This is a genomic window from Xanthomonas campestris pv. campestris str. ATCC 33913 (assembly GCF_000007145.1).
GTDB classification, from domain to species: domain Bacteria; phylum Pseudomonadota; class Gammaproteobacteria; order Xanthomonadales; family Xanthomonadaceae; genus Xanthomonas; species Xanthomonas campestris.
The window spans coordinates 4952501-4969997 of the sequence record NC_003902.1; the positions used below are offsets into that span (position 1 = coordinate 4952501).

Here is a 17497-nt window from a genome sequence, read left to right on the forward strand (position 1 = left end):
TGGGCACGATCGGCAACAGCCTGGCGGCGGCGTTGCGCGAGGAGCCGGAGCGCGAGGCGGCGCTGATCACCTTCCTGGTGACCGCCTCCGGACTCACGTTGGGCGGGATCGGGGCCTCGTTCTGGGGCTTGCTGGCCGGTGCGATCACCTTGATCGCCTTGCGGCCGCGCCGACCGCAGCACTGAGACAAGGCACCGGCCCAGCACCATGGACGCTGCGCCTGTGCCGCAAGGCCGCTGCCGCCACCGCATATGGCCGGCGGCGGTCCTGCGGCATCAAGCCGCCATGCTTGACGCCGCAAAGAGTGCGCGCTCATTCGACAGCGCGTTGCCTCGGGGCGCGCCCGCGCACGCTGCGCGATGGCTTAGAGCGGCTGATAACACGTAGCGAGCAGCCGTCAGGTGGGTGCGGACAGCGCGGAGGAACCGGAGTCATGCCGATCCCGAGCACCGGCCGCGCCCGCATGGTGGCTGCGCAGTCATTTTGATCGCTGCTCTTATTCCGGATCGCGCAGCTGTAACAACCAGTGCGCGGTCACCCCGCTGGGGCTGGGGAGAGGTTCAAGGTGGAACTGGCGATAGACCGGTGCGCCGTCGCTCACTTGCAACGGCAAGGTGACGTAGGCGGCCCGGCCGTTGCGCAGCGCATCCTGCAACAGTTCCACGTTGGCGCGTGGTGCATCGCTGGCGTACAGCGTCTGCAGCTCACGTCCGATCAGCTCGGCGACGTCGCTGCCGCAGACATCGGCAAAGGCGGTGTTGACGAACAGCAGGCGGTGCGCGGCATTGGCCGTGCCGCGCTCGATGATGGCCACGCCATCGCGCAGGCGTGAGAGCGAGGCTTCCAGCAGGGTGAAGTCCTGCTGGAAGCGCTTGCGCTCCATCAGTTCGATCAGCACGCGCAGGCTGCGGGCCGATTCCAGGTGCAGCGGCGACCAGCGCCGCGCACGGCCGCGCACCGTCTGCTGCCACAGGTCGAAACTCTTGCGTGGCGACAAGCGCGAGTTGGGGATGTCTTCCAGCTTGGCCAGCTGCGGATTGCCGGCCCATTTGATCTGCTGGATCTGCTCGCGGCGGGTCCATAGCAGGGCGCTGCGCGATTGCGGCATCAGCGGCACGAAGATGAAGCCGGCCGCCAATGGCGCCAGGTCGGCGAGCTCGGGGAAGACCTCGCCGATGGCGTCCACATGCAGCGCGCCGACCGCGTCTTCGCGCAGGGCATCGTGGTGTTCGGATTCGATGTGATCGCGGATGCGCCGCAGCGCCGCCACGTCCGGGGTGGTGCCGTGGCGGCTGATGTCGTTGCCGTGGAAGATCGCCACACCGTCGGCGTCCACCACATCCATCAGGTCCGGGGCCATGTCGTCGAGCAGTTCGACGGTCATGTGCTCGGCATCGTTGAAGTCGGTGATGAGTTTTTCGCGCACGGTGAGCAGCACCGATTCCAGGCGCGCACGGGCCACCGCCTGCAGCGCGCCGATCCGCCCGGCCAGGGTGCGCGCCACCGCATCGGTGACATCGCGCATGGCGTGGTTGGTGAAATGCGGGCTGTAGTGATGGCAGGAGATCAACCCCCACAGCGCATCGTTGACCACGATGGAGGCGACCAGCGTGGCGGTGACGCCCATGTTGGCCAGGTACTCCAGGTGCACCGGCGAAACGCTGCGCAGGCTCACATCGCTCAAATCCACCGGCGTGCCCAACTGCGGATGCACGGTGGGCTGGATCGGCGACGGCTGGTAGCCGACATCGGCAATCTGGCGGACCCGGTTGCGCAGGTACAGCGCGCGCGCCTGCGCCGGGATGTCGCTGGCGGGGTAATGCAGGCCGAGATAGGCCTCCAGTTCCGGCTTGCGCGCCTCGGCGATGATGTCGCCGTTCCACTCCTCATCGAAGCGGTAGATCATCACGCGGTCGAAGCCGATCAGGCTGCGCAGGCCCTTGGCCACGCGCACCGCTGCCTCGGCGATGCCGGGATCGCGTTCGACACTGCGCAGCAGCGGCATCGCCTCGCGCAGGGTGACATCGAGCAGGCGCGCATCGCGCGGCTCCATTTCCACCAGCCACTGCTGCGGATACAGATGCCAGGCCGCGACCCAGGCGCTGTCTGGTGGCGTGGCGCGTTGCGGGAACCGCACCTCGGCATGCATCAGGTGCTGTGGCTGGTCATCGACGGCGAACGGCTGTGCTTCGGGCAGCGTCAGCACCTGGGTGTAGGGCATGCCAAGCAGCGCGGCCATCGGCACGCCGAGCAGATCGGCGGCGGTGGTGCTGGCCTGCACGATGCGGCCGTCGGCGGGGTCGATCACCAGCAGCACGCCGTAAGGCTGGATCAGGCCGGGAATATGGATGGGTTCGCGCGCACAGACGTCCAGGTCCAACGGGTTGGTTGCAGTGCTCAAGGACGTGCCTCCGCTGCCAGGCAGGTGTGGAAATGGGCAAACATGGCCTGCGCGCCGGCGATGGCGTCGGCACGCGCCGCTGCGCTCTGCAGGCGTTGCTCAAGCACCGCCTGAAAGCGCCGCCAGCCGGCCGGGTCTTCGTCGGCCAGTTCGAAATAGTGCAATGCATGCGCCAGGCCCGGCTGACGTTTGCGCAGCATACGTGCGATCACCCGGCCACCGAGCTGAGAGCCTTCGATGACATACAGCATGCCCCAGCGCACCGCCTCGCTGCTGGCCGGCGGCGGCGGCACCGCGGCATCGACGGGTTGGCCGAGCACGCGCAGATCCTCCCGCAACGCCGGCACCCGGCGGCGGTACTGCCATCCGCTGCCCACCAGGGTCACCAGCCAGTCGCTCAGCTGTTCTTCGAAACCGGCCAGCAGCCGGTGATGCCGGCGCAGCACCTGCGCGTAAGTCTCGGCGTCGATGTGGCCCTGCCCCAGCGCCTGCATCAGCGGCACCGCCTCAACCCGGGTGTGCGCCTCCTGCGTGGCATGCCGCAGCGCGAGCGCAGCCGAAAGCGGGGCAACCGGGGTGTCAGAACGCATGCGTAGGAAGACAGTCAAAAGCCAAGCTGCTCAGCCTAGCAGGGCATGCGAGCCAGGCAAAAAGCGGGCGCGTCCGCTGCATGAACCGGTTGGTTTCAGCCCTGCGCCAGTGCCGGGCTGCGCCCTGCCCGCTTCCAGGCCATGAACCAGCCCGCGGCCAGCAGCAGGCCGGCCAGCAACCAGGGTGCGCCGGGCAGGTGCAGCGGCGCGCCGCTGCCGATGAACCAGGCGAAGACATTGGCGAACAACAGCGGGCCGGCGATGCCGCCCAGGCTGACCAGGCTGGTGAGCGCGCCCTGCACGCGGCCCTGGGCGTCGGCACCGACTTCGCGGGTAATCAAGGCTTGCGCAGCCGGGGCGGCCACCGCCCAGAAGGCACTGATCGGCACGCCCAGCAGAAAGGTGCGGCCGCTGCCGGCCAGGCCGTAGATCACAAAGCCGATCACGCCGCAGCCCAGGCCGAGCAACAGCGCGCGCCGCTCACCCAGCCAGCGCACGATGCGGCCGACCAGCACGGCGTTGACGATGATGCTGCACACCCCGACACCGGCCAGCACCCAGCTCACCTCGCGCGGGCCCCAGTGGTACTGGTAGCTGGCAAACAGCACGAAGATGCTGGGGTAGACGTAATGGGCCAGGTTGGCCAGGAACACCACCGAGGCCAGGCCGAACACCTGCGGGTAGCGGCGCAGCAGCTTCAACGCACCGAACGGGTTGGCATGCGACCAGTCCAGCCGCGCGGTGCGGCGCTCCGGCGGCAGCGACTCGGGCAACACGAACCAGCCGTACAGCACGTTCAACAGCGCCAGACCGGCGGCGAACCAGAACGGCCAGCGCAGGCCGATGCTGCCCAGCCAGCCGCCGATCAACGGGCCGGCGACAAAGCCAATGCCGAATGCGGCGCCGAGCATGCCGAACGCGCCGGCGCGCTTGTCGGCCGGGGTGACATCGGCGATGTAGGCATTGGCGGTGGAAAAGCTGGCCGAGCACACGCCTGAAATCACCCGCGCCAGCAGCAGCATCGGCAGCGTGTGGGCGAGTGCCATCAGGATGAAGTCCAGGCCCAGCCCCAGGCACGACAGCAGGATCACCGGGCGGCGGCCGTAGCGGTCGGACAAAGTGCCCTGCAACGGCGAGCACACGAACTGGATGGCGGCGAACAGAAACCCGAACCAGCCGATCCAGCCAGCTGCGGCTGCATAGTCGCCGCCGGTGAATTGCCTGACCAGATCGGGCAGCACCGGGATGATGACGCCGAAGGACAGCACGTCGATCAGCACGGTGATGAAGATGAAGATCAGTGCGGCGCGGCGCCGGCCCGGAGCGGGAGCGGATGCGGAATCAGGAGAGATGGACATCGCGCGGCACGCAGGGGCGAAGCGGCGAGTGTAGCGGTGGAGTGGGTAGTGGGGTTATGGGGGATGGGCTGTCGCCTGATACGCCCCGTCCCCTCATCCGCCCCTGCGGTGCACCTTCTCCCGAAAGTAAAAGGGAAGCGCCTGGCCTGTGTCTGGCGCAAAATCAGCGTGATGGAGTTAAAGCCCTCTCCCGCCGGGAAAGGGGTTGGGGTGAGGGTACGGGGCGAAGCCAGACGTGCACTCAAACTTCACCAGGCTTCGCACGTCCCCTCATTCGCCCCTGGGGCACCTTCTCCCGATGGGAGAAGGGAAGCGCCTGGCCTGTGTCTGGCACAAGATCAGCGTGATGGAGTAAAGCCCCTCTCCCGCCGGGAGAGGGGTTGGGTGAGGGTACTGGGCGAAGCCAGACGTGCACTCAAACTTCAGCAGGCTTCGCACGTCCCCTCATCCGCCCTTCGGGCACCTGCTCCCGATGGGAGAAGGGAGTCGTTGCTGCCTCTTTACTGTCTTGGAAGCAGCGCGGGTTGTGAGAGTGGCTTAGGCAATCCTTGCGGTTATTCAACGCTGATGGTCTGGCCCAGCGTGTGGCTGGCGCCGGGCGCCAGTTCGATCACGTCAGGGCCGGCGTTGGCGGCTTCCAGGCAGACGTAGTCGCGCCAGCCGGTGCCGACGTCGGCCATCTTGCTGGCGGCGTCTTCGCCCGGATTCCAGGCCACCAGCGAGCGGCTGCCTTCGGTGCGGATGTCGATGCGGCGGCCCAGCACCGGGTCGGTGAGGGTGTAGTGGCCGCCGGCGTTGGTGTAGATGCGGTCGCTGCGGCCGGGGTCGCGCGGATCGCGCAGGCTCCAGTCGCCCTGCTGGCGGTGCGCGATGGCGTAGTTCTCGTACTTGTCGAGATAGTCCAGCCCGTCCAGGCCCTGCACGCTCACTTTGAGCGCGTCGCCGACGCGGAAGTAGTTGTGCAGGGCCTGGGTGAAGCGCACCGGCGCCTTGCTGACGTTTTCGGTGACCAGGCGTTGTTCTAGCGTGCGGCCGATGCGCAGGGTCATGTGCAGGCGCAGCGCCAGGTCATCGAAGGTCGGCGGCGTGAGCGTGAGCACTAAAGTGCCGTCGTCTTCGCGGCGGCTCTCGGTGAGCTGCCACGGCACCGTGCGGACGAAGCCGTGCGCCGGCACGTCACCGGTCTGATCCTGGCGGCCGAAATACGGCCAGCACACCGGCGCGCCGCCGCGGATGGGCGTGGGCGGCTGCTTGGCGGTGGGCGACAGCCACATCACGTCCTGCCCGCCCTTGGGCACGAACGACAGCAGTTGGCCGCCGAACAGGCTGATGGCCGCGGTGGAATACGGGGTGTCGATCAGCAGCGAGGGAAAACCGTGGAAGTCGCCTGTGCGCAGGCCGGTGACGTCGGACATGGGGGATGCCTTCTGGACGATGGGAGATTGGACGAATGCGGGATAGGCCGCCGGCAGCGTGAACGCGGTGCCGCGAACGGCGGCGCCGGTCACCGGCGGGGCGGTGCGCAAGGCGGTGAGGATGCGTTGGCCGGCGCGACCATCGGCCGGCTGCAGGCCCAGGCGGGTCTGCTCGACCTGGATGGCGCGGCGGGTGGCGGTGCCGACCATGCCATCGGCTTCGCCGATCTGGTGGCCGCGGGCCAGCAGCAGTTGCTGCAGTTGCCGGCGTTCGGGCCGGCCCAGGCCGGGATCGTCGGTGGGCCAGGAGGCGACCAGGCCGGCGCCACCGCGCAGGCGATCGGCCAGCAGGGCGATCGAGAGAGCGTAGCTTTCGGCCGCGTTGTAGGCGTAGATCGCGTCGTAGTTGCGGAACACCAGGAACGCGGGGCCGGTGGGGCCGGCCGGCAGCAACAGGGCGGCGGCGGTCTCGGCCGGCAGCCCGGTCGGGGCGAGCGGCTTGCCGTCGGTGCCGAGCAGGCCGGCGGCCTGCCAGGCCTGCAGCGGTTGGCGGCGGGTGCGGCCGGCCTTGTTGGCGTCGAAGCCGGCCGGCAGGCGCACTTCCATGCCCCAGGGGCGGGCGCGTTCCCAGCCAGCCTTGACCAGATAGTTGGCGGTGGAAGCCAGCGCGTCGGGAATGCTGGCGACCAGGTCGCGGCGGCCATCGCCATCGCCGTCGATGGCGATGCGCGCATAGGTGGACGGCATGAACTGGGTCTGCCCGAACGCACCGGCCCAGGAGCCGGTCAGCCCCTCGGGCGCCAGGTCGCCCTGCTGCAATAATCCGAGCAGGGCCAGGAATTCGCCGCGGAAGAACGGTTGGCGGCGGCCGGCGCACGACAGCGTGGCCAGCGACACCAGCAACGGGCGCTTGCCGGTGATGCGGCCGTAATCGCTCTCCACGCCCCACACCGCCACGATGGTGGCCGGGTCCACGCCGGTTTGTTCGGACAGGCGGGTGAGCAGCTCGCGGTGAGTCACCAACATGGCCTGGCCATCGCTCACGCGCTGGCTATCGACCAGGCTGGCCAGATAGTCCCAGATCGGGGTGGTGAATTCCGGTTGCGCGTCCAGCAGCGGCAACACGCTGGGGTCGGCGGCCAGACCGGCGGTGAAGCGCTGGAAGCTGGCGGCATCCACACCCTTGGCGGCGGCCTGGGTCTGCAGCCCGGCCAGGCAGCGGTCGAACGCGGGGTCGGCCCAGGCGGCGAACGGCGCCAGGCCCAGCAGCAGCGGCAACGCACGCCACAGCGGCGTCATGGGCTCAGGGCCGGCAGAAAAACGAACGGCATGCGATGAAGGCTCCTGCGCGGCGGGTTGAGCCGGGGAGCATAGCCAACCTGACGGCCGGGGCGCGTGCAGGGGGCGCAGGAATCAGGCAGGCGTCTGGCGCCGTGCTGGGCTAGCGATGCTGGTTGCGCCGCCGTGATGGGGCGGCAGCGCTGGTTTAGCTGCCGTCGCCGGTGATGCCCGACAGCAGCGACAGCGCCGGGGTTGCGCCGGTGGCGTCGCCACTGCGGCGGACGCTGCGTGGCAGGCGCGGGGTGTCGTGGCGGGGGCCGAACCAGATCATCGCGGCGGCCACCAGCGTCGGCAGCACGATCGCGAACACCACCAGTGCCAGCAGCAGCCATTGCCAGAGATTGAAGGTTGCCATGATCCCGTCCCACCCCGCGGCGCAGTCCGCCGGCGCGGCAAGCTTCCGGGATCGGCTGCGAACGTGGCGTCGACAAACCGGGCGGGATGGCGCCGTTCGTCGGGCGGTTTGGGCTGGCTGGCGTGGCACGTGGACGCGACTACCGGAATGACCGGCGACCCGGCGGACCGTGTGGCGCGCCGGCCTTGCACCGTGATCGCAGGTGCGGCGTTGGGCGATGACGTCGGTGTGTTAGCGCGGCCTTACCGGGCGTCCAGGTAGTACCAGTGGCCATCCTCGCGCACGAACCGGCTGTGTTCGGTCATGCGTACCGCACTGCCACCGCCGATGCGGTAACGGGCCAGGAACACCACCTCGGCGGTGTCTGCGCCGGTGGCGATGGCGCGCTGCACGTTCAGGCCCAGCCAGGTGGTGCGGCCGCCTTCGTCCAGCGCCAGCTCGGCCGGCCGCGTGGACGGATGCCAGCTCGCCAGCAGGTAATCGACGTTGCGGCGGACATAAGCGCTGTAGCGCGCGCGCATCAGCGTTTCCGCATCGGGCGCCGCAGCGCCGGCATGGTACTGGCCGCAGCACTGGGCGTAGCCGGCGGCGCGGCCGCAGGGACAGGGATCGGTGGGTGTGGACGGTGACATGGTGGGATTGTGCGGGCTGCGGTTGGGAATTGGGAATTGGGAATTGGGAATTGGGAATTGGGAATTGGGGATTGGGGATTGGGGATTGGGGATGCGGGATGCGGGATGCGGGCTTCTACTTGGTAGTTGACGTGTGCGGGAGCGTGAGTGGGCACTGATACGCACGTTGTAGTGATGCTCCTTGCGCGCGCGTCCTCGTCACTTCGTACGCGCAAAGTTGCGTAGTGGCTTTGGCAGTGGCTCGCAGCTTTGCGCGTGGACGTCAGCGAGGCTGCGCGCATTACTCTCACGCCTACCTCTCTTCCGCAGGTGGGCTTCAGTAAAACCACCGCTTACGTCTTAATCCGGGCCGCGCTTACTGCACAGCTGCGCAGGCGCGCAACAAAGCCCTGGTCGGCGTGCGCCCCTTGTTCGACGACACCGATGGCGCCTGTGCAACAGCAACGCGCGCTTCGAGATCGCCCGCGTGGAGGCCGATGGCGGGCCGCAGCCGGCCAAGGAGCTCAAGGCCACCCTTGGTGCGCGAACACCGCGACTACTGGAACTGCATCGACGACCATTGGGATGACGACGCAGGCCTGTGCCGAGTACGCCTTGGCCGGCTTAGAGCAGCTATCAAAACTACTGCGCAGCCGTCAGGCGGGCGCGGCCGGTGCTCGAAATCGGCATGTACCCACGTACATTCCGGTTCCTCCGCGCCGTGCGCACCCACCTGGCGACTGCTCGCTACGTTTTGTTAGCCGCTCTTACAGCGCGCCTGCGCGCCGCCGCATTCTTGCGGTGGACAGCGGCCTGCGCCGTAATCGCTTCGCGGCAACCTCGCACGGCTTTTTGAACCGCGACGGGGAGTCGCCAGCGTAGATCGCCGAGCACGCGCGTACGCAGCTGCGCGCCTACCTTGTTGCCACGCAGAACAGCGGCGGCGTTGTCCTTGCGATTGGCCGCGACCAGCGCGCGGAGAACACCGCGACATATATCCGTGCAACCCGGCGTGGAGCGCCGTCAGTGCGGCGCTATGCTGTCGCCCCCGTCGTGCGGAGCACCGCCTTGCTGGAACTGATTCCCACCGAGTTGCCGTGGCTGCTGTGCATCGCCTTCGTGGCCGGGCTGGTGGATGCCGCGGTGGGCGGCGGCGGGTTGATCCAGTTGCCGGGGTTGTTTGCGACGTTGCCGCAGCAGGCGCCGTCGCTGATTCTGGGCACCAACAAGTTCAGTGCGATGTTCGGCACCGGTGCATCGGCGTGGCGCTATGCGCGCAACGTGCGGTTTCCGTGGCGGCCGGTGCTCTACGCCACTGCGGCGGCGTTTACGTTTTCGTTTCTGGGTGCGACGGCGGTGAGCCTGCTGCCCAAGCAGGCGGTGCGGCCGCTGATCCTGGTGTTGCTGATCGCAATGCTGGGCTACACGCTGATCAAGAAGGACTTCGGCGCCCTGCACCGCCCGCGCGCCATCGGCCGCCGCGAGTTGGTCACCGCCTTGGCGATGGGCGCGGCAATCGGCTTCTACGATGGCTTCTTCGGCCCGGGCACGGGCAGCTTTCTGATCTTCCTGTTCATCCGCTTCTTCGGGCTGGATTTTTTGCGCGCCTCGGCCGCGGCCAAGGTGGTGAACCTGGCGACCAACCTGGCGGCACTGTCGTTCTTCCTGCCCACCGGCCAGGTGATGCTGGCGGTTGGCGTGCCGATGGCCGCGGCCAACGTGGCCGGTGCAGTGGCCGGCACGCGGCTGGCACTGCGCGGCGGCACGCCGTTGATCCGGCAGTTGTTCCTGGTGCTGGTGGTGGTGTTGATCGGCAAGATGGGCTGGGACCTGCTGCACTGAGACGCACGCCGCGGCGGCGCGGCGCCGTGAGCCAATCCGATGCCTAGAATTCCATGCTCAGCGTTGCCGACAGCGTGCGGGGCGCGCCGGGGTAGTTGGTGGTTTGCGTCACCGGTTGTTCGATGTAGAAGCGGTTGCCGAGGTTGCGCAGCAGCAGCGCCAGTTGGTAGCGGCCGCCGAAGCGATACGCCGCCGACGCATCGAAGCGCGTGTAGCCGGGGATGCGGTAGCTGTTGGCGAGATCGCCTTCGCGCTCGCCCACATGCACCGCGCCTGCGCCCAGCGTCAGCCCGTACAGCGGGCCGCTGGCGACGTGGTAGGTGCTCCACAGGCTGGCGCTGACGCGTGGCACGCCACGCAGGCGGTTGCCGCTGGCGATGACGGTGTCGCGGGTGACCTGCGCGTCCAGATAACCGGCGCCCAGGATCAGGCGCCAGTTCGGGGTGAGTTCGCCGGTGACATCCAGCTCCAGTCCGCGCACGCGCTGCTGCCCGGTGACCAGCACGAAGCCATCGTTGTTCGGGTCGGCGGTGGCGACGTTGTCCTTGGTGATCTGGAATGCGGCGACGGTGGCGAGCACGCGGTTGTCGAGCAGCGCACTCTTCATGCCGAGCTCGTACTGGCGGCCGGTTTCCGGCGGCGCGCTGCCACCGGCAAACACGCTGGCGCTGCGTGGGCGAAACGAGGTGGAGGTATTGGCATACAGCGACAACTGCGGTGCGGCCTTCCACACCACGCCCAGGCGCGGTGAGGCGCGCCGGCCGTCTTCGCGGGTGCGGGAACCGTTGTCGAGAGTGGTCTGTTGCACATCGTCCCAGCGCACGCCGGCCAGCACATCCCAGCGCTCGCCCAGGCTGATCTGGTCCTGCACATACAGTGCGGCGTAGCGCGCATCGACTGCGATCTCGCGCGCTGGCACATAGGTGCCCGGCAAGGCGCCCTGCACCGGAGTGCGCACGCTGATGCGCGCCAGCGGCGCACGGGCCTCGTCGGTGTGGCGATGCGCATCGACATATTCGGCACCGGCCAGGACCTGATGGCGCAACGGGCCGGTGTCGAAACGCGCCAGCGCTTCGGTCTGCGAGGTGGTGGCGCGCACCTGCTGGTCCTGGCGCACGGCGCGGCGCTGCAGGAACGCGCGGTCGGCACTGAAGCCAGTGAAGTCGGCCACACCGCGGCCGCTGTCGCCGTCCTGATGATTGACGATCTGGCGCAGCGTGAGCCAATCGGTGGCGTCGACTTCGATACGCCCGCGGGCCGTGCGCGAGATGCCGCGATTGCGCGACCACGGCTCGCCGAAGCTGCGCTGCGCCGGGCCACGCACCACTCCGTCGATGGCCACCAGACCACGGTCGCCCGGGCTGGTCTGGCGGGTGTATTCGATATCCAGATCCGCGCGCAGGCGCTCATTCGGCCGCCACGCCAGCGATGGCGACACGAACACGCGGTCGCCATCGGCCTGGGCATCACGGAAACTGCCGGTCTGCTGCACCGCCGCGCTCAGGCGCGCCGACAGCGTGGGGCTCAGCGGCCCGGTGACGCTGGACTGCACGCGGCGCAGGCCGTGCTCGGCCACCTGCACCGAGGCGTTGCCGCCAAACACCGCATCCGGCCGCAGTGTGACCAGGTTGATCACCCCGCCCGGTTCGCCGCGCCCATACAGCACTGCCGCCGGGCCTTTGAGCACTTCCACCTGCGCGACATTGGCCAGATCGCGCACGGTTTCGGTGAAGTTCTGCGTGGGATTGAGCAGGATGCCGTCGACCGCGTACGAGGACGCTTCGAAGCCACGGATCACGAAGGTCTCAGAGCGATTGCCCTGCGTGCCGCCGGGCTGCACGTTGGAGACATTGGCCACTACATCGACCAAACGGGTGAGCTGCTGCTCGTCGATCACCGAACGCGGCACCACCTGGATCGCCTGCGGAATGCGCTCCACCGGTGTCTGGGTACGGGTGGCGCCGGCGGCTTTTTCGGGCCGATACAGGGCGCGCTTTTCGCTGACCACGATGGCGTCGAGCAGGCTGGCTTCCTGGGCGGCGGCCGGCATTGCGGCAAACAGGGATACGAACAACAGGTGGCGACGCGTGGGGAGTGGGGTCATCGGGCTCTTCTGCGGGGCGATACGCCGCAGAGCGGACACATCCGGCCATCAATGATAACGATTCTTATCCGCGAATGTCGGGGAGTTTGGGTTCGCCTGGCGGTGGCGGTTGGCTTGATGGGTACGCTGAGGTCTTCCGCGTGAGGCCTGACGTGCGTGCGTGTCTGCAGCCTTCAAGACAGCCTGCAGGTGTCGCTGCGGGCGTGGCCTGCCTGGAGCGGCGGCGGATCCGTGGGCCGGCTCTCGCTTGAAGCCGGCGCGGCACACGACGTGCGACACAGGCGTGCCAGCTAGTCAGCGGGGGTCATTGGCGACGCTGCAACGCCCGCGTGCGCGAGTTCGTCGCCGTTGCGGGCGCGGCGCGACTGCGGGCGTACGGCCGCATCGCGTAGACACCGTACCCTCGCGACCGCCCCGGTGGCGCGGTCGCGGGGGCCGCGCTCAGCGTTTGCTGCGCGCCTTGGGAGCAGAGCCGCGCGTGGACGCGACGCGGCTCTTGGCGGAAGCCGCCGTCGCGGGCTTGGCCGTGGGCTTGGATTTCGATACCGGTTTGGCCACCTGCTGAGCTGATGCTGGCTTGCTCACGCGTTTCGGCGCCTTGCCCGTGCGCTTGGCCGCAACGGCCGGCGTGGCGTTGGAGGCCTTCAGCACGGCCGCGGCTTTCGCGGTGGTTGTGCGCTTGGCAGCGGGCGTGCCGGAGGACCCAGACCGCGTGCTCGCCGGCTTGGTTGGCTTCGGTGGCGTGTCAGGGGTTGCAGCCTGTTTGCGCCGTGCGTTCGACGCGTCCGCCGTGCCCGTGGCTGGCGCGGCCGTCGCTGATGTTGCAGCTGCAGACGTGCTGCGCTTGCCAGCGGGCGCAGGCACTGGCGCCGCCGTCGATGCGGTGGCCGCCGCGCGTGTGCGCTTGTGGCCGCGCGACTGCCCGTCCGTGACTGCATCGCCCTGCACAAGCACTGCCGTGGTCTCCGCTAGGTGCACGCTTGCCGCGTGGCCAGACTCCACAGCGATCACCGGAGCACGTTCTGCGCGCTCGCCTGGTGCCACAGCGCCCCCCTGTTCGGCCGGCGGTGCCGCCGCTTCTTCCCCACGCGAGCGCTCCGGCAGTTTCAAGCGCTGCGCCTGTTCGTCGTACTCGATCAACAACACGCCGGAATTGTGGCGGCCGCTGATTTCCACGAAACACGCACCGCCGATGAAAGGCTCCAGCGTCATCACCGACTTCAGCGGCGTGGCCACCACCATCTGGAAGCCGAAATTCTCGAAGATGTTCATCGCCAGCGCGGTGAATTCGTTGTCGGCCTTGTCGAAGGCTTCGTCCAGCACCACGGCGCAATAGCGCGGCAATTCGCCGTCTTCGCCACCCAGCTGATACCGCAGCGCGGCCGCCAGGCAGGTGGTGGCCAGCTTCTGGCGCTGGCCGCCGGACTTGCCGGCGCCACTGCGGTAGATCTCCACCTGCGCGCGGGTCTGTGCATCCAGCTCCACGCCGATGAATTCCACATGCAGGCGCACATCCAGCACCTGCTCGCGCCAGCGCCGCGCCTCCGGCTCCTGCGCGCCAAGCCGCGCCACCAGCGTGCGCAAGGTGGCGAACTGCGCTTCGGCCAGCGCGCGGTCTTCGGTCTGCTGATGCGACAACACGGCGCGTAGCTGCTGCTGGAATTCCTGCACCTCGGCCAGACGGCGGTCGCTGACCTCGATGGTCAGGATGGTGTCGCGGTTGAACGGCACCTGCTCCAGGCTGGCGTTGACCTCGTCCATGCGCTGCTTGATGCCCTTGTGGGCTTCGGCGGTGTGGCGCTGCAAGGCGAGCAGATTGTTCTTGCTCTGGGTCTGCAGCAGGTCGAAGAAGCGGTGCTCGTGACGCGGCAAGCCATCGCTTTCCAGCCGGTCCAGCCGCGCGAGGAAATCGTCGGCGCTGGCCAGGCTCACGGTGAAGTCGCCGCTGTCTTCTGGCCATTGCTGGCAATACCGGCGGAAGCATTCGAGCAGCTGCGCGCTGAGCCGGCTGTCGCGGCCCTGGCTTTCGGCCAGTTGCTCGGCCAGCCCACGTTCGACCACACGGAAATGCGCTTCCAGAGTGTCCAGCGACAGCGGCGCCAACGCGGCCAGGCGCTCCTGCAGGCCCTGCAACTGCGTGGGTGTGAGCGCAGCGGTGCCGGCACGGCCGGCGCAGGCGGCCTGCTGCTGTTCCAGTCGCACGCGCTCGCGTGCCAGCTGCGCGCGCTCAAGCCGCACGTCTTCATACGTGCGCTTGGCCTGATCGCGCAGCGTGCGCGCGGTGTCGATCGCCTGGCCCAGTGCGCGCAGGCCGCTATCGCCTTCGCGCAGTTGCTGCAGTTGTTCATCGATATCGCTCAGGCGTTGCAGCTTGGGGCCGACGTCGATCTCGTCCCAGTCGCGCTCCACCAGGGTGTGCGCGGCCAGCCGTTTTTCCTGGTCCTGCTCGCGTTGCTTGCGCAGCGCGGCCACGTCGGCGTCGCAACTGGCAATGCGCTGGGCCAGCGCCTGCGCTTCGCGCTCGAAGACCTTGAGCTTGTCGCGGTTGTCGTGACCGAGCAGCCAGCGCTTGCGGTCGTTGACGGCGTGGCGGTCGTCCTTTTCGTAGCGGTCGCCGGGATGCTTGACTTGGCCCTCGCGGGTGATGGCGCGGTCGGCATTGCGCAGCGCTGCGGCGTTGTCCACGCAGGCGTAATCGAAGCGACGGGTGAGCTCGTTGCGCAGCCACTCGGTGAAGGCATGCTCGCGCAGTTGCAGCTTGCCGGGCAGCGCGTTGGGATCGACACGGCGCGAATGCAGCTCGTCATTGCGGCGCACGCGGAAGTACACCAGCCGCGTGCCGATGTGGGTGCGGTTGACCCATTCGCTGACCTGCGCGTAATGCCGCTCGTCCACCAACAGCGACTGCGCAAAGCCGTGCAGCACGCGCTCGATCGCGCCACGCCAGGCCACCTGGTCCTCGCGCACCTGCAACAGCTCGCCGACAAAAGGCAGCGCGGATTCGGCAATGCCGGTGTCGTCGCACAGCCGCGCGCGCAGCGCCTGCATCGGTGCGGGCATGCTCGACGGCGCTTTCTTTAGCGCGTCCAGTTCTGCACGGATCTCGGCAAAGCGGCGCTCATCGTCGCGGCGTTCACCCATGCGCTCGGCGATGGCCTCGTCCAGTGTGCTGGCGTGCTGCTTGCCGCCATCGAGCACTCCCTGCGCATGCGCCACCTGGGCGGCGAACCCACTGGCGCCGGCCGCCAAGGCGGTGCCGAGCTGGCGGCAGGCCTGCTCGATCTGCGCACGGCGACGCAGGCGCTCATCGCGCTCGCGTTCCACCCGCACGCGCTCGCGTTCGAGTTCTTCGATCTGCTCACCGCCGGCGGCGCGCTGTTCGCGCTCCAGCCCGGCCAGTTTCTGTTCGTGGTTGTCCAACGACTCACGGCGCTGGCCTTCTTCGCCGGCCAGGCCGCGGTCCTGGCTGTCGACCTCCTGCAGGCGCGCCTCCAGCAAGGCCAGCCGTTGTTGCTCGCGGTAGCTGTCCACGCCCAGCTGCAATTCACGCAATTCGCCAACGCTGCGGCGCAAGGCCATCAGCGCGGCATGGTGCTCGCGCGCCGGGCTGAGCGTTTCCACCTGCCGTCGCGCGGTGACCACTGCATGGTGCGCACCATCGAGCTCGGCGAAGTCTTCGACCAGCCGGTCTGCCGCTTCGAAGGTGCGCGGCTCATCGAGCATGAAGCCACGCAGGAAGGCGTTGAGATCGCCGAGGTTCTTCGCTGACTGGGTCTTGTGCAGCAGCCGCAGTGCCATGTCGTTGCCGATGCCCAACGCATGCCGGAAGCGCTCTGCATAGCCGGCGAAACCGTCGAAATGCGCCACGTCCTCGCCCAGCCGCGCCTTGAGCTTGCGCAGATCCAGATCGAAACCCTCCAGCTCGCTGGCCACATCGAACGCGCGCGGCACCACCATGTAATGCCGCCGCACATCCGCCGCGGCATTGCCGCTGCCGGCGATCCAGAACAGCCGCACCAGGCTCACCGCCTCGCCTTGCGCGTTGCGGTACTCCAATACCAACGCCGTCCAGGTCGCGCCCTTGCGCAGGTACTGCGTGGCGATCTCACCGGACGCGCTGTCCTGCTGATCGGCCCAGGCACCGCGCACATACGACACCAGGCTACGGTCGCGCCCACTGCGCTCGGCCTCGCGCGCGGCTGCGTTGAAGTCCACGATGCTCGGTGGCGTCAGCAATGCCGACATCGCATCCAGCAACGTCGACTTGCCAGACCCGGACCGCCCCACGAACAGGAAGCCCTTCTCCGCGATCGGCACCTCGGTCAACCCGTTGAACGTGCCCCAGTTGTGTACCTGCAAACGCCGCATACGAAACTGCTGCGCACGCTGCTCAGCCAGCGTCTCGGCAAACAAGGAAGCACCCGGCGACGCCGGCGACAGGTTGGACTGGGAATTCATTGCTCACTCACCAAAAACGGAACGACAGAGACACCAGGGACAGACCAATACGACCGGTGATGCATTTCTTGTGGTGCGGGGTTGCGTGTTGCGTGTTGCGTGTTGCGTGTTGCGGGACGAGCGTGGCAGAACGACGGATGGGGTGCGTGGACGGCTTCGCGACCAAGGTCGCTCCTACAAGAGCGGGTGCCCTAGTCTTTCAGGCGACGGTAAGAAGACGCGCGGCAGCAGGTTTTTCTTCGAATGCCTGCACCATCAACACGCTTGGCATGAACCGACCACCACTGCTCCTTCTCGCCCACTGCACCGTCTTTCGTTACTACATCGCTATTTTTCGTTACTACATCGCTCTTTGCGACTGCATCGACGTCTTGCTGCGAACGCCACTGCGTTTCTTACAAAACCTCACGTGTTCTTCTTCTCGCCGCTGTTGCTGTTGTTGGCGTTGTTGCCGCTACTGCTACTGCTGCCGTTGCTGCTGTTCTTGCCATTGCCGTTGCCGTTGCCGTTGCCGTTGCCGTTGCTTACGCAGTTTGCTTTCCGGGCCCCCATACAGCAGCGGCAAGGCCGGCAGATACAACCCGCAGGGCGGCGCGCAGGGATGCGCGACGTTTTTGTAAGGGACACGGATGTCCCTTACAAAAATTTCTGCCGGCCTTGCGCACCTGGAGCGCGCAGCGCGGAAGGCGCGAGGACGGGGTGTGCTTTCTTTTGGTTACTTTTCTTTGCACAAGCAAAGAAAAGTGACTCGCGCCCGTAGGGCGTGAAAGCTCTGCTCAACACTCCACCCAACCTCAAGCAAACCCACAACCCACAACAAACCAACCATCGCCCAACGCCGTACCCTCATCCGCCCTACGGGCACCTTCTCCCGGAGGGAGAAGGAAGATGCAGGCCCATGCGCAGAACAAATCCGCACAGCACGGCCCCCCCCCCTGATACCGCACCCTCATCCGCCCTTCGGGCACCTTCTCCCGGAGGGAGAGGGAAGATGCAGGCCCAGGCGCAGAACAAATCCGCAC

Annotated in this window: 10 protein-coding genes, 2 other RNA genes and 1 pseudogene (1 of these 13 only partly in view); 4 read left to right on the top strand and 9 right to left on the bottom strand. The window is 67.7% G+C overall.

Features of this window, described 5'->3' with window-relative positions:
• Positions 1–185, top strand: the 3' portion of a protein-coding gene (locus XCC_RS21530; RefSeq protein ID WP_011039217.1) for a benzoate/H(+) symporter BenE family transporter. 1000 nt of this gene lie to the left of the window's left edge; 185 of the gene's 1185 nt are visible here — the last part of the coding sequence; its start codon lies beyond the left edge, outside the window; the stop codon is at positions 183–185.
• A 186-nt stretch (positions 186–371) separates the two neighbouring features.
• Here the strand turns inward: XCC_RS21530 and XCC_RS21535 are convergent.
• The 7 genes from XCC_RS21535 to XCC_RS21565 form a co-directional block, all read right to left on the bottom strand.
• A non-coding RNA gene (locus XCC_RS21535) (sX9 sRNA) lies at positions 372–441 on the bottom strand.
• A 55-nt stretch (positions 442–496) separates the two neighbouring features.
• Positions 497–2401, bottom strand: a complete 1905-nt coding sequence (gene bphP / locus XCC_RS21540; protein WP_011039218.1) for a bacteriophytochrome BphP — start codon at positions 2399–2401, stop codon at positions 497–499.
• Positions 2398–2991, bottom strand: a complete 594-nt coding sequence (locus XCC_RS21545; protein WP_012439682.1) for a biliverdin-producing heme oxygenase — start codon at positions 2989–2991, stop codon at positions 2398–2400. The genes bphP and XCC_RS21545 overlap by 4 nt, the downstream gene beginning before the upstream one ends.
• Before the next feature lie 95 nt (positions 2992–3086).
• A complete protein-coding gene (locus XCC_RS21550) occupies positions 3087–4349 on the bottom strand; it encodes a TCR/Tet family MFS transporter (protein WP_011039220.1) in 1263 nt (420 codons plus the stop codon).
• Positions 4350–4903: 554 nt separating this feature from the next.
• Complete coding sequence (locus XCC_RS21555) at positions 4904–7063, bottom strand: lytic murein transglycosylase (RefSeq protein WP_011039221.1); 2160 nt, start codon at positions 7061–7063, stop codon at positions 4904–4906.
• Between the two features lie 187 nt (positions 7064–7250).
• Positions 7251–7460 carry a hypothetical protein gene (locus XCC_RS21560; protein WP_011039222.1) on the bottom strand — a complete coding sequence of 70 codons (210 nt, stop codon included), beginning with the start codon at positions 7458–7460 and terminating at the stop codon, positions 7251–7253.
• 242 nt (positions 7461–7702) lie between these two features.
• The gene (locus XCC_RS21565) at positions 7703–8092 is read right to left on the bottom strand and encodes a YchJ family protein (protein WP_011039223.1); all 390 of its coding nucleotides are present in this window, start codon (positions 8090–8092) and stop codon (positions 7703–7705) included.
• 383 nt (positions 8093–8475) lie between these two features.
• Between XCC_RS21565 and XCC_RS22845 the strand changes: the two are divergent.
• The 3 genes and pseudogenes from XCC_RS22845 to XCC_RS21575 form a co-directional block, all read left to right on the top strand.
• Positions 8476–8664, top strand: a pseudogene (locus XCC_RS22845) (hypothetical protein); the annotation flags it as partial.
• 95 nt (positions 8665–8759) lie between these two features.
• A non-coding RNA gene (locus XCC_RS21570) (sX9 sRNA) lies at positions 8760–8834 on the top strand.
• 305 nt (positions 8835–9139) lie between these two features.
• Positions 9140–9913, top strand: a complete 774-nt coding sequence (locus XCC_RS21575) for a sulfite exporter TauE/SafE family protein (RefSeq protein WP_014509595.1) — start codon at positions 9140–9142, stop codon at positions 9911–9913.
• 43 nt (positions 9914–9956) lie between these two features.
• Here the strand turns inward: XCC_RS21575 and XCC_RS21580 are convergent, their stop codons facing one another.
• Entirely contained in the window at positions 9957–12017 is a 2061-nt protein-coding gene (locus tag XCC_RS21580; RefSeq protein ID WP_011270106.1) for a TonB-dependent siderophore receptor, read from the bottom strand.
• Positions 12018–12458: 441 nt separating this feature from the next.
• Positions 12459–16475 carry an SbcC/MukB-like Walker B domain-containing protein gene (locus XCC_RS21585; RefSeq protein ID WP_011039227.1) on the bottom strand — a complete coding sequence of 1339 codons (4017 nt, stop codon included), beginning with the start codon at positions 16473–16475 and terminating at the stop codon, positions 12459–12461.
• Between the last annotated feature and the right edge of the window lie 1022 nt (positions 16476–17497).

What these genes read in the sequence shown, in the direction of transcription:
- XCC_RS21580 (WP_011270106.1), bottom strand. Translation starts at nt 12,017, where the DNA reads ATGACCCCACTCCCCACGCGTCGCCACCTGTTGTTCGTATCCCTGTTT.
- XCC_RS21555 (WP_011039221.1), bottom strand. Translation starts at nt 7,063, where the DNA reads ATGACGCCGCTGTGGCGTGCGTTGCCGCTGCTGCTGGGCCTGGCGCCG.
- XCC_RS21545 (WP_012439682.1), bottom strand. Translation starts at nt 2,991, where the DNA reads ATGCGTTCTGACACCCCGGTTGCCCCGCTTTCGGCTGCGCTCGCGCTG.
- XCC_RS21560 (WP_011039222.1), bottom strand. Translation starts at nt 7,460, where the DNA reads ATGGCAACCTTCAATCTCTGGCAATGGCTGCTGCTGGCACTGGTGGTG.
- XCC_RS21550 (WP_011039220.1), bottom strand. Translation starts at nt 4,349, where the DNA reads ATGTCCATCTCTCCTGATTCCGCATCCGCTCCCGCTCCGGGCCGGCGC.
- XCC_RS21585 (WP_011039227.1), bottom strand. Translation starts at nt 16,475, where the DNA reads ATGAATTCCCAGTCCAACCTGTCGCCGGCGTCGCCGGGTGCTTCCTTG.
- XCC_RS21565 (WP_011039223.1), bottom strand. Translation starts at nt 8,092, where the DNA reads ATGTCACCGTCCACACCCACCGATCCCTGTCCCTGCGGCCGCGCCGCC.